At 29.7% G+C, this 12,184-nt stretch carries 11 protein-coding genes; 7 read left to right on the top strand and 4 right to left on the bottom strand.

The genetic code is table 11. The annotated features are described in order from the left end of the window. Positions 1-133: 133 nt before the first annotated feature. Entirely contained in the window at positions 134-874 is a 741-nt protein-coding gene (locus LGK95_RS17250) for a carbonic anhydrase (protein WP_226126153.1), read from the top strand. Positions 875-980: 106 nt separating this feature from the next. Here LGK95_RS17250 and LGK95_RS17245 read toward each other — a convergent pair whose 3' ends face one another. Next, positions 981-2,180: a hypothetical protein gene (locus LGK95_RS17245; RefSeq protein ID WP_226126152.1), complete on the bottom strand. Its 1,200-nt coding sequence runs from the start codon at positions 2,178-2,180 to the stop codon at positions 981-983. Positions 2,181-2,739: 559 nt separating this feature from the next. Then, positions 2,740-2,958 (bottom strand): hypothetical protein, encoded by a 219-nt coding sequence (locus tag LGK95_RS17240; RefSeq protein WP_226126151.1) that lies wholly within the window; start codon positions 2,956-2,958, stop codon positions 2,740-2,742. A 615-nt stretch (positions 2,959-3,573) separates the two neighbouring features. Here LGK95_RS17240 and LGK95_RS17235 point away from each other — a divergent pair. From LGK95_RS17235 to treC, 6 genes are all read left to right on the top strand, one after another. Next, entirely contained in the window at positions 3,574-3,951 is a 378-nt protein-coding gene (locus LGK95_RS17235; RefSeq protein ID WP_226126150.1) for a GntR family transcriptional regulator, read from the top strand. After that, positions 3,944-4,639 (top strand): ABC transporter ATP-binding protein, encoded by a 696-nt coding sequence (locus tag LGK95_RS17230; RefSeq protein ID WP_226126149.1) that lies wholly within the window; start codon positions 3,944-3,946, stop codon positions 4,637-4,639. The genes LGK95_RS17235 and LGK95_RS17230 overlap by 8 nt, the downstream gene beginning before the upstream one ends. Continuing rightward, positions 4,639-5,394 (top strand): hypothetical protein, encoded by a 756-nt coding sequence (locus tag LGK95_RS17225; protein ID WP_226126148.1) that lies wholly within the window; start codon positions 4,639-4,641, stop codon positions 5,392-5,394. The genes LGK95_RS17230 and LGK95_RS17225 overlap by 1 nt, the downstream gene beginning before the upstream one ends. Positions 5,395-5,704: 310 nt before the next feature. Further along, positions 5,705-6,415, top strand: coding sequence for a trehalose operon repressor (gene treR / locus LGK95_RS17220; RefSeq protein ID WP_226126147.1), 711 nt, complete (start codon positions 5,705-5,707; stop codon positions 6,413-6,415). A gap of 231 nt (positions 6,416-6,646) precedes the next feature. Next, positions 6,647-8,083: a PTS system trehalose-specific EIIBC component gene (gene treP / locus LGK95_RS17215; RefSeq protein WP_226126146.1), complete on the top strand. Its 1,437-nt coding sequence runs from the start codon at positions 6,647-6,649 to the stop codon at positions 8,081-8,083. 90 nt (positions 8,084-8,173) lie between these two features. Then, positions 8,174-9,832 carry an alpha,alpha-phosphotrehalase gene (gene treC, locus LGK95_RS17210; RefSeq protein WP_226126143.1) on the top strand — a complete coding sequence of 553 codons (1,659 nt, stop codon included), beginning with the start codon at positions 8,174-8,176 and terminating at the stop codon, positions 9,830-9,832. A 64-nt stretch (positions 9,833-9,896) separates the two neighbouring features. On the opposite strand, the gene LGK95_RS17205 is transcribed toward treC, so the two are convergent. Then, a complete protein-coding gene (locus LGK95_RS17205) occupies positions 9,897-10,586 on the bottom strand; it encodes a response regulator (RefSeq protein ID WP_226126141.1) in 690 nt (229 codons plus the stop codon). After that, on the bottom strand, positions 10,586-12,163 hold the full coding sequence (locus LGK95_RS17200) for an ATP-binding protein (protein ID WP_226126139.1): 1,578 nt from the start codon (positions 12,161-12,163) through the stop codon (positions 10,586-10,588). Before LGK95_RS17200 ends, LGK95_RS17205 begins: the two co-directional genes overlap by 1 nt. Positions 12,164-12,184: the final 21 nt, after the last annotated feature.

Here is a 12,184-nt window from a genome sequence, read left to right as displayed (position 1 = left end):
CAATTATAACAAATAGAGGGGGTCATTGTTTTTTTTATTATAAAAGTAGCTTAAACCCTTGCTAATGCAAGGATTCAAATAAATAAAACAAAGATAGTGTTAACACTATCATAAAAACAAAGGAGACGATATTATGAAAAAAACATTATCACGTATTTCAATTATTGTATTTATGGTAACATTAAGTATTGTAAGTGGTTTAAATGGAAGTATCATTGGCATGGGTGAACCTGTTAATGCAATTAAAACACAGCAAGTTAAAGTAAGCGAACTACCGGAGATAAAAAGACCAGATGCTTCACTTGCGTTATTAAAAGCGGGTAATGAAAGATATCAACAAAACAAACTATCGCAAGTTGATTTAAGTAGTGCAAAGCGAGAAACGTTAGTAAACAGTCAAAATCCATCTGCAGTTGTTATTACTTGCTCAGATTCTCGTGTACCACCTGAACTTATTTTTAATCAGGGACTTGGTGATTTGTTTGTTATTCGTGTAGCAGGAAATGTCATGGATAAAATTGAAGTCGGAAGTGTTGAGTATGCGGTAGAACACTTAAACACTTCACTTATAATTGTAATGGGACATGAACATTGTGGCGCTGTAGGAGCGGCGGTGGAATCAAATGGGAAAAAAGGACAGGGGAATATTGGAGCTATAATAAATAAGATAGAACCATCTATAAAAAAGATAAAGTCTCAAAATTTGCAGGGTGAAGAGTTAATTGAAGCAGTAAGCATTGAAAATATTAATAACTCTACGCGTGATATAAAAAAATCAAAAGTAATTAAAGAAGAATTAAAAAATGGCAAAATAAAAATAGTAGAAGCGAAATATATGTTAAATACAGGTAAGGTTGAATGGCTAAATAATTAATTAGAACTAATGGGACATTTGAAAACGTTTATATTTTAGGCTTTTTAATTAAACTGTAAAAAGTGACTATAGAACTTATAGTCACTTTTAATTTTGATATAATGCATTAGTTAGTTGGCTGTAGCACAACTAGGTTATTTCCTAGTTTAGGGTTTTTCCAATTAAGAACTAAACACGAATCTAATTTAGGATCATACATATTAACTGCTTCATCACTCATGAACATTTTTAAGTTAAAGGCTGCATATATGAAAGCTGCCTTTTTTTTATTCACACTGGCATATTTTCTCATATTAATTAATCCAGAAGCTGTGCCGGCTAGATTAAACGAAGGATCATATAAGCTGTTACGACTGTCAGAAACAATTAACTTCACATTTTCACGAAGTTTGGATACTAATTGTCTTAAAAGACTCATACCACGTCCTTGGGGAAGATCTACTTCTGTTATCCCATAACTTAAACTTTCACATACTTTACTCCAAAGTTCTCTATCACATTCTTTATCGATTTCTAAGCAATCTCCAAGGGTTATGGACTCAAGGTATCTTAGATCGTGGAACACATTACAATTTGCTATTAGGTCACAAAAATCAATTATAACAGGCTTATCTTCAGTTATTATAATATTATCTCCCTGAAAATCTCCATGCGCATATGCCGTAAGACACATTACAGTTAAACTATTCCACATATTTTCATTGTTAAAATAATAATATGGGTTAGGTAACAACATATCCGTTCCATCTAGAGATATCCATTTTATATTTTTGTCTATCCCTATTGATTCAAAAGCTTGTACATATTTTTTATCCATATATCTGTATGAAAGTTCATTTTTGACTATTTCCATAGGAGACATGTACTTTTTAACATGCTCTTTGTTCCATGTAAATAAAAACTTAGTTATTGTTGATATTATGTTATTTTTAAGTTTATCTTCATTTAAAATTTTGTCCAAAAACGTCTCACTATTATATATATCATCTCCAGCTAAATCATATAAATTAACATACAATATAGCTTTGCTTTTATCATGGATTTTATAACTAGATATAAGTTTGGCAATGTACTTTTGCATATTGTTTTCTGAAGCTAGTCCATAGGCTTTTTGAAATACTTCTGCGTCATCATTTTTAGTTACTTTTAAAATACCTACTTTATTAGCAGTCCCATATTCAACCATAAATACACCTGCTTCAGACCTTCCACTTTTAAATGTTTTTAATACTTGAAAAGGAGCAATTTTATCTTTAGATTCTTCACCTATCTTATTGATTTGATTTATTACATCTACAATCTTCATATGTTATCTCTAGTGCGCCTAAGTACTACAAGTACCACACACTAAAATTATCACTTCCTTTTTTCTATACTCTTTTCTTAATAAATTCTATTAAATATATTATATTATAATCATTAAGAATACACAAATCATTACTGATAAAAATTTAAAATTAATGAGTTGTTATTTTTATTGGGTAAATTAGGAAATAATAATTTTACAAAAAATAGTAGAATGTGTTCTCGAAAGTTTAAAAGCAGAATTGATTAAATACATCAACGCTGCTTTTATGTTAGTGTTCTTATTAATGACAGTGATGATGATGGTGGTGATGATGGTGATGATGATGATGATGATGATGATGATGATGGTGTTTATGGTGTTTCTTTTCACACTTTGACATGAAATCGCTCCTTAACATTCGTCAATATATGATATGTATCTTAATTCAATGTGACACTAAAAGTCTGCTATATATACAAGATTATTTATATTTCAACTTATTAAGAATAGTTAGTGGGGTACTTAAGTAATGCCAATAATCATTCATATCTATAAAAATAGAGTACATATGTACTCTCTATATTGGTTTAAAAGAAAAGGATGAGAAGTTTAATGCAGACGGGTTTATTACAGTTAAAGCTAGACCAAATCCAATAATTATAACTAGACTTGCTATTATTAATTTTCTTTGAGCTTTTTCTTTAATATCAGATTTTAGCTCTTTTATTGCATTCATTCTAGCCTTAGCAGCATGAAGTTCTTCTATATTAAATCCATTACTTTCATTTTTTTTCATATTACATTGCTCCTTTATGTAGCTGTATAATACATAATATGAAATAATAGTTTAAATAATACATGAAATTATTGCACATATAATATATTTTATAATATATGATAACTGTAGAAATATTACATTATTAATTAGAACTGCTACATTTTAATTATGAGGGAAAATAACATCAATGTAATTTAATGATTGACGTAACTAAGGCACCCCAAAGGGTGCCTTAGTTACGTGAAATTCTATAGGTATAGTGCTTTACATAAAACAGAAAAAAGAAGTCTGCGGAACCACAAATAGTTTGAAGTTCTTGTTTATTTATATCAACACCTCCTTATGGTGATATCTACAAAATAAAAATACTGCATTTAGGGGGAACCCAATGCAGCATTTTATTACTAATCAATCTAATCTTATTATTATGTTAAGGTTGGTGTATTTAAATTATAGACCATTTGTACAAATTTTATTCACTTCTTTTAGTAAATAGTGGATTTTTATACTTTTGAAGGATATTAACATAAATAGCATAATTGTCTATTTTTATATTGACACTCCTAATATTCTTGTGTACTATTAACATAGGTTACTAGAACATTAATGTAATTTCTGAAAGGAGCTAAAACCATGGATAAGGAATTTAATGATAAAACCCCTATATATTTACAAATTATGGACATAATAAAAATGGACATAGTTACAGGAAAGCTAAAAGCAAAAAATAAATTACCATCGGTAAGAGAAATGGCAACTAATTTGAATGTTAATCCAAATACACTTCAAAGATCCTACCAAGAGCTCGAAAGACTTGGAATTGTATATACTCAAAGAGGCACCGGAACATTCGTAGGGGAGGAAAAAAATATGGTGGATGATTTAAAAAATGATATGGCAAAGGAAGTTATAGATTCATTTATACTTAGAATGAAAAGCTTAGGCTTTACATCTAATGAAATAATAAAATTTGTTTCAAATGAAACTAAGGGGGTAAAACAAAATGGATAACATACTAGAATCTAAGAAAATATGTAAGTCATATATGAATAAGAAAGCTTTACGTGGTGTGGATCTTAATATATTACCAGGAAAAATTGTAGGACTTCTTGGTCCGAATGGTAGCGGTAAGACTACATTTTTAAAAATAGCTGCAGGCATACTCCATCCATCTTCAGGAGAAATATTGGTAGATGGCCATAAACCGGGTGTTTATACAAAGTCAGTAGTTTCTTATTTACCAGATAATGAGTACCTTTTTAAGTGGATGAAAGTAAAGGATGCAGTGATGTATTTCAAGGACTTTTATACTGATTTTGATGTAAAGAAGTCAAAGGAATTGCTTGAATTTATGAATCTTGATGAAAATAGTCCTGTAAAAAGTTTATCAAAGGGAATGAAGGAAAAGTTAAAGCTTACATTAGTACTTTCAAGAACTGCTAAACTTTATATACTTGATGAACCACTTGGTGGAGTAGACCCTACAGCTCGAGAAAAAATATTAAATGCTATAGTCAGTAACTTTAGTGAAAATAGTTCCATGATAATTACTACACATCTGGTAAATGATATAGAACGAATTTTTGATGATGTAGCATTTATATCTGATGGAGAGATAATATTAAAGGGTAATGCAGAAGAGTTACGAATGACAAGAGAAAAATCAATTGATGAATTGTATAGGGAGGTATTTCAATAATGTTTAAGCTTGTAAAATATGAATTAAGAGCAAATTTTATGACCATAGTTGGTATTTGTATAACAGTTATAATTGCTAACCTGCTTCTTATGACGAAGAAGGGAAACTGGGACATAGCAGTACCCGCATTGTCTACCTGCTTAATTATTGGAGCAGCAATAGTAATATTTATATCATCATTACAAATCATGAGTAAGTATTTGTACGAAAACACAGGATACCTCCTATTTACACTTCCACAATCTGGAATGTCAATAATGGCATCAAGGCTTATAACCTCTTTAATACAAATATCATTTGTTGTTTTAGTATCTGGTTTAATGAGCTATTTGACTTTGACAGACAAAATATCCTTCAGTTTTCTAAAAAATATTAAAATTAATCAAGTAATATATTATTCCATGAGCTATATATTTATGATTATTTCGTTCCTAAGTATTATCTACTTTTGTATGGTTATTGGGAAAGTGGCTTTAAAAGGTAAAAAATTAGGTAAAATAGGTTCTTTTGTAATTTTTATAGTATTATCTATGGTAATAAGTTGGCTATCATTTAAACTTACAACGATGCTGCCTCAAACACTTAACCTTAGTAATTTTTCAATATCTTCCAATGATATATTGAGTTCTGATTTCTCAGTTTCAGGTGGGGCATTAAATATTAATATAGCAAGTACCATATTTGATATTCTAACTTTTGTTGGCTTTTTCATGTATACTTCCTATCTTATTGATAATAAATTGGATCTTTCATAAGTTTATAAAATTCTAACATATTATAAATTTAATATAGGAATAGATTGTAAAAACACTTCTAAATTTTTAGGAGTGTTTTTGTTATAAGTGAGTTTATATTTAACACTTGAAAATCTATATTGTAAAAGGTTTTGGTTAGCACCATAAGAGGGCTACTTCTTGAACAACTTATGTGTTTTATGTTAAATGAGAAAATAAATCTTATTATAACTTTAACAGGAGTATTTTCACCTAAGTTTGGATGGAAAAAGATTTAGTATTTTTATGATATAATAGTTTTTACGAAGAGTTTATGTTATGGAGGACTAAAATGAAAAAACTATATACAGATATATATGATAATATAAAAAATGAAATTCATAAAGGAAGTTATAAAGCAGGAGAAAAACTTCCGTCAGAAAATGATTTTTGTAAAGAGTATGGTGTAAGTAGAGGTACTGTTAGAAAGGCTTTAGAGATGCTAGCAGAGGAAGGACTTGTTAATAGTCTTCATGGAAAGGGTGTATTTGTATTAGAAAATAATTTTATTACTTTTTCTGTTGGTGGCCTAGTTAGTTTTAAGGAAGCTAGTAAAATTAATAATAAAATATTTGTGACATCGGTACCTAAATTTGAAGAAGTTATAATTGATGAAGCTCTAAGCAAAAAAAGTAATTTACCTAGAGGGGAAAAAGCTTATAAAATATATAGAGTACGATGTTTAGAAGATGATCGAATAATTTTTGACATCAATTATTTTTTAAAGGATGTAGTGCAAGGATTAACTAAAGAAATTGCAGAGAAATCTATTTATGAATATATTGAAGGAAAATTAAGTATAAAAATAGGATTTGCGAATAAAATAATTCAAGTTGAAACTGCAACTACTACGGATAAATTAAATTTAGATATGAAATTTTATGATTTTGTTGTGGTTGTAAAAAATTATGTGCACTTAAATGATGGAAGCCAATTTGAATATACTGAATCTCGTCATCGCCCAGACCGTTTTGTATTTTCTGATTTTGCTCGTCGCCGATAAGGCGATTTTTTTTATGTTTTACGTGTCAGGTTAAGAAAATTTAAAATCGTTTACATTATTTTCGGAAAACTATTGACTAACTTGTATAGACAAGGTAATATAAAGATATAGGAAACTTGTATATACAAGTTCTGATAAGTATATAAATAACTAGTGTATATATGTAGTTATTAATTTTTAGGAGTGAAAAAAGTAAAATCTAAGGAATTACAATTATAAGGGGGATTTTATATGAGCAAGTTTTCAGAAGACTCAAAACAGTTATTGGAATGTATAGGTGGAAAAGAAAATATTATAGCGGTATCTCATTGTGCAACCCGTATGAGATTTGTATTAAAGGATGATAAAAAAGCAGATACTAAAAAGATTAAAAGTATTAAATCTGTAAAAGGAACTTTCGAACAAGCTGGTCAATTTCAAGTTATTATAGGAAATGAAGTGCCTGATTTTTATAATGAGTTTGTAAAAATTTCAGGAGTTGATGGGGTTAGTAAAGACAAAGCAAAGGTTGCAGCGAAAGGCAATATGAAGTTTGTTCAAAGAATGCTTGCTAATTTAGCGGAGATATTTACACCTCTTATTCCAGCACTTGTAGTTGGAGGGTTAATATTAGGTTTTCGGAATGTAATCGGTGACATTAAATTTCTAGAAGATGGAACTAAAACAATAACTCAGATATATCCATTTTGGGCAGGGGTTCATTCATTCTTGTGGTTAATTGGTGAAGCTATATTTAACTTCTTACCAGTAGGAATAACCTGGTCTATTTCTAAAAAGATGGGAACAACGCAAATACTCGGAATTGTATTAGGTCTTACTCTAGTATCCCCTCAGCTATTAAATGCTTATGATGTAGCAAGTACTGTTGCGGATAAGATTCCATTTTGGGATTTTGGAACTTTCCACATTCAAATGATAGGTTATCAAGCACAAGTTATACCAGCAATTTTAGCAGGATTTCTTTTGGCAATACTGGAGAAGAATGTACGCAAAATTGTACCAGAGTATATATCTATGATAGTAGTACCATTTCTAGCATTAGTGCCAACTGTAATAATAGCACATACTGTTTTAGGTCCAATAGGTTGGGCAATAGGTTCAGCTATTTCAAGTGTAGTGTATAATAGTTTAACTTCTGCCTTAGGGTGGTTATTTGCAGCAGTTTTTGGATTCCTTTATGCACCCCTCGTAATAACAGGATTACATCATATGACCAATGCTATTGATTTACAACTTATGGCTCAATTTGGCGGAACAAATCTATGGCCAATGATTGCACTGTCAAATATAGCTCAAGGTTCTGCAGTTGTAGCAATGATATTTATAAATAAGAAGATTAAACCAGAAGAAGAACAAGTATCAATTCCAGCAGCTATTTCCTGTTACCTTGGAGTAACAGAGCCAGCTATGTTTGGTATTAATTTAAAGTATGTATATCCTTTCCTAGCAGCTATGGCAGGGTCATCAATTGCAGCTGTAATATCAGTGGCATCAGGAGTTATGGCAAACTCAATTGGTGTTGGTGGAATTCCAGGCATACTGTCTATTAAGCCTAAATATATGTTGATTTTTTCATTAGCAATGATTGTGGCGGTTGTTGTTCCATTTATATTAACTCTCATTCTTTCAAAAACCAAGTTTGCAGCAAAGTTTACACCAGAGGATTAGTAGTAGAAAAATGACAAAATTAAAATGCATATAAAAGGGGATTCAATCCAATTCTTTTATATGCATTCATTAAAAGGAGCATCAGCATTTATGAAAGATTTTAAGAAAAGCGTAGTTTATCAAATATATCCTAAATCATTTAACGATTCAAGTGGAGATGGAAATGGTGATTTAAAAGGAGTTACTCAAAAATTAAATTACCTAAAAGAGCTAGGAGTGGACTACATATGGTTAACTCCATTTTATAGTTCTCCACAAATAGATAATGGTTACGATGTAGCAGATTATTGTAGCATTGATAGCAGGTTTGGATCTATGGAAGATTTTGAGGAAATGATTCTAGAAGCTAAAAAATTGGGAATTGATGTTATGCTAGACATGGTATTTAATCATACGTCTACAGAGCATAAATGGTTTAAGAAGGCTTTGAGTGGTGATAAAAAATATAAGGATTACTATGTATTTAAAGAACCCAAAAATGGGGATAAGCCAACTAATTGGATTTCTAAGTTTGGTGGTACAACTTGGGAATATGTAAAAGAATTTAATGAATACTATTTGCATTTGTTCCATAAAACTCAGGCAGACCTTAACTGGAAAAATGAAGAGTTAAAACAAGAAGTGTTTGATATTGTTAATTTTTGGATGGAAAAAGGTGTGAAAGGCTTTCGTTTTGATGTGATTAATTTAATTTCAAAACCGGAAAAATATGAAGATGATTTCGCGGGAGATGGTCGCCGTTTTTATACAGATGGTCCTAAAATCCATGAATATTTAAAAGAACTAAATAAAAAAACATTTGGAAAATGTGAAGATATTATTACGGTTGGAGAAATGTCTTCAACAACTATAGAAAATTGCAGCAAATATTCAAATCCAAAGGAAAAAGAACTATCAATGGTATTTAATTTTCATCATCTAAAAGTTGATTATAAAAATGGTGAAAAATGGAGTTTAATGGATTTTGATTTTAACCAGTTAAAACAAATTCTTAATGAATGGCAAGTTGGAATTGAGAAAAGTAATGGGTGGAATGCTGTATTTTGGTGTAATCATGATCAGCCACGTATTGTGTCTCGCTTTGGAGATGATAAAAAATTCCATAAACAATCCGCAAAGATGCTTGCAACAACAATACATATGTTGAGAGGTACACCTTATATTTATCAAGGTGAGGAATTTGGTATGACAAACCCATACTTTGATAAAATTGAGTTATACAAAGATGTAGAATCAATTAATTATTATAATATTTTAAGAGAAAAGGGTGTAGATGATAAAGAAATAATTAAAATTCTTCAATCAAAATCAAGAGATAACTCGCGCACTCCAATTCAGTGGAATGATAAGAAGAATGCTGGTTTCACAACAGGAACGCCCCATATATCAATATGTAAAAATTACAAAGAAATAAATGCTGAGAATGCGTTAAATGACGAAAATTCTATTTTTTATCATTATAAAAAGCTTATAGAACTTAGAAAAAAATATGATGTAATTGCATATGGCGATTTTAAGATTATATTAAAAGAAGATTCTCAGATATTTGCTTATGTTCGTTCATGGAAGTCTGAGAGACTTTTAGTTATAAATAATTTTTATGGGAAAGAAGCTACTTTTAAACTACCTAAAGATTTATTGCTTAATGGACAATCAACTATCTTAATATCAAATTATAAGGATACATTAAATAATATTCAAAAATTAACACTAAGACCATATGAATCTATTGTTTTTCATATAAAATAGAAGTTGGGAAAAAAGGGGTATCATAATAACTTTATAAAAAGTTATTATGATACCTTAATTAATTCTACGGATTTATCTTATATTTGTGTTGAGGTCTTCCTATCTTACCATATTCAATTAACATATGAACTTTTCCTTCTTTATTCATATATTCCAAGTATTTTCTGCAAGTAACTCTTGCTATTCCTAAAGTTTCACCTAATTCTTCAGCAGTAGTATAATTTTCCCCTATTTTTTCAACTTGTTGCCAAATTGTCTCGTAAGTATATCTATTTAATCCCTTTGTTATATCTTGATTGGCATTATTAAAATCTTCTAAGTTTTTGCTACTTGAAATATACTTGTCCAATTCATTTTGTTCAATTTCATTCCCTCTTTTAAAGTTATAGTATCTATCTTTAAATCTAAGAAGTGATTCTTCAAACCTTTCTAAAGTAAATGGTTTAATTAAATAATCTCTTGCTCCATATCTAAAGGCCTCTTGAATTCTATTAATGGTCTTATCTGCAGTGATTAAAATAACATCTGCATTTATTTCTTCGACTCGAAGCCATTTTAAAAAGTCAATTCCATTTTCCTTAGGAAGATAGATATCAAGTAGGATTAAATTTGGTTTATAATACTCCATAAATTTTTTTGCTTCTGTAAGATTGCTAGCGGCCTTAGCTAACGCAAAACCTTCCACTTTTTTTAAAAATTTTATATTAATATCAAGGACCATAGGGTCATCTTCGATAATCATTACTTGTATCATTAGTTCCAACTCCTTTTCATTGGTATACTTATATCCCAACTTGTCCCATTGTCTACACTAAACTCAATTTGTCCCTGCATTTCATCAATGATTTTTTTCACAAGATACATACCAATTCCGCGCTGACCAATTTTAGTAGAAGTACCAATGTCATATATGTTGTTTCTTATATCAATGGCAATCCCTGGTCCATTGTCCTTTATTTTAATTTTTAAATAATTTTCTATTTCGTAAATCTTAAAGTAGACAGTCCCGCTACCTGCGCTACTTACGACCTCAAAAGAATTTTCAATTAGATTTCCAATAACAGAACCCAATTCATCCTCTCTCATATCTTGTGGTAATTTATTTAGGCGACAATCAGAATCAATTTCAAATTTTATTCTGTCCTCTTCTGCTTTATTATATTTTGAAAATAGCAATGCTGCAATTGATACATTTTTAATCTTATCTGTAAGAATACTACTGATTTCTTTCCGATTTTTAGAGATATCTGATATGAATGATACAGCTTCAGTGTATTCACCAAGCTGTATCATTCCAGATATAGTATGGAGTTTATTCATAAATTCATGGTTTTGTGCTCTAAGGGACCAAGTCATTTTTTTTATTCCTGTAAGTTCTTCTGCCATTTTTTTAATTTCCGTTAAATCTCTAAAATTCATTACAACACCAATTACTTCATTTTTATTATTTTTAAGCGGATTATACTTGCATAAAATAGTTAAACCTGGTCTTACTTTCATTTCTATATTTTCATAATATTTTCCTGCCTTTAGAACTTCAGAAATCCTATTTTCATAAGAAAGGTTTGTAATATTCTTTCCGATATCTTCATTTGAAAGTTTTAAAATATCTCCCGCTGCTTTATTAAATAATGTTACTCTTCCTTTTTTATCAACAGCTAGAATCCCTTCTTTAACACTTTCAAGCACAGCTTCCTTTTCCTTTAAAATCCACGCGATTTCTATTGGTTCTAGACCGAAAATGCTTTTTTTTATATTTGAGGATAGCATAGTTGCTGCAATTACTCCTATTAATAATCCTAATATTATAAAAGGTATAAATTCGTCCATCTTTAAATAAATCTCATTATAAACTTCATTTATGGGGCTACCTATAGCTACAGCTCCAATTTGCTTTCCATCTTTAAATATGGGAGTAAATACTCTAAGAGAGGGCCCCAAACTTCCTTTTGCTTCAGAAACATATTCTTCCCCTTTTGTGAGAACACGTTTTTCATCTCCACCCTCAAATTTTTTACCTATTTTTAATTTTGTAGGATGTGAATATCTTATACCTTTCATATCCATTACTACAATAAATTCAACTTTAGTTTTACGTCTTATACCTTCTATCTGATTATCTAGTTTTTTTTCATTAATTTCATTGTTTTCTGTTAAGTAATTTTGTACAAGATAGCTCATTGAGACAGAATTTGCAATATTTAAAAGGTTGTGACCAAATTGATCTTTAAGTATTATTTTCATCTGATTAAAAGAAAGCATGGATATACTTCCAATAGTCAAAATTAAAATTCCTATTACAGTGGTTGTAATTTTTGTTTTTAATTTCATATATTTCTCCTCTTAAACTTT

It is taken from the genome of Clostridium algoriphilum, assembly GCF_020443705.1.
GTDB classification, from domain to species: domain Bacteria; phylum Bacillota; class Clostridia; order Clostridiales; family Clostridiaceae; genus Clostridium_AD; species Clostridium_AD algoriphilum.
This window is presented reverse-complemented; position numbering and strand designations above follow the sequence as displayed.

Excerpts from the sequence above, each read along its gene's own strand:
- LGK95_RS17250 (WP_226126153.1), top strand. The coding sequence starts at position 134 with ATGAAAAAAACATTATCACGTATTTCAATTATTGTATTTATGGTAACA.
- LGK95_RS17245 (WP_226126152.1), bottom strand. The coding sequence starts at position 2,180 with ATGAAGATTGTAGATGTAATAAATCAAATCAATAAGATAGGTGAAGAA.
- LGK95_RS17240 (WP_226126151.1), bottom strand. The coding sequence starts at position 2,958 with ATGAAAAAAAATGAAAGTAATGGATTTAATATAGAAGAACTTCATGCT.
- LGK95_RS17235 (WP_226126150.1), top strand. The coding sequence starts at position 3,574 with ATGGATAAGGAATTTAATGATAAAACCCCTATATATTTACAAATTATG.
- LGK95_RS17230 (WP_226126149.1), top strand. The coding sequence starts at position 3,944 with ATGGATAACATACTAGAATCTAAGAAAATATGTAAGTCATATATGAAT.
- LGK95_RS17225 (WP_226126148.1), top strand. The coding sequence starts at position 4,639 with ATGTTTAAGCTTGTAAAATATGAATTAAGAGCAAATTTTATGACCATA.
- treR (WP_226126147.1), top strand. The coding sequence starts at position 5,705 with ATGAAAAAACTATATACAGATATATATGATAATATAAAAAATGAAATT.
- treP (WP_226126146.1), top strand. The coding sequence starts at position 6,647 with ATGAGCAAGTTTTCAGAAGACTCAAAACAGTTATTGGAATGTATAGGT.
- treC (WP_226126143.1), top strand. The coding sequence starts at position 8,174 with ATGAAAGATTTTAAGAAAAGCGTAGTTTATCAAATATATCCTAAATCA.
- LGK95_RS17205 (WP_226126141.1), bottom strand. The coding sequence starts at position 10,586 with ATGATACAAGTAATGATTATCGAAGATGACCCTATGGTCCTTGATATT.
- LGK95_RS17200 (WP_226126139.1), bottom strand. The coding sequence starts at position 12,163 with ATGAAATTAAAAACAAAAATTACAACCACTGTAATAGGAATTTTAATT.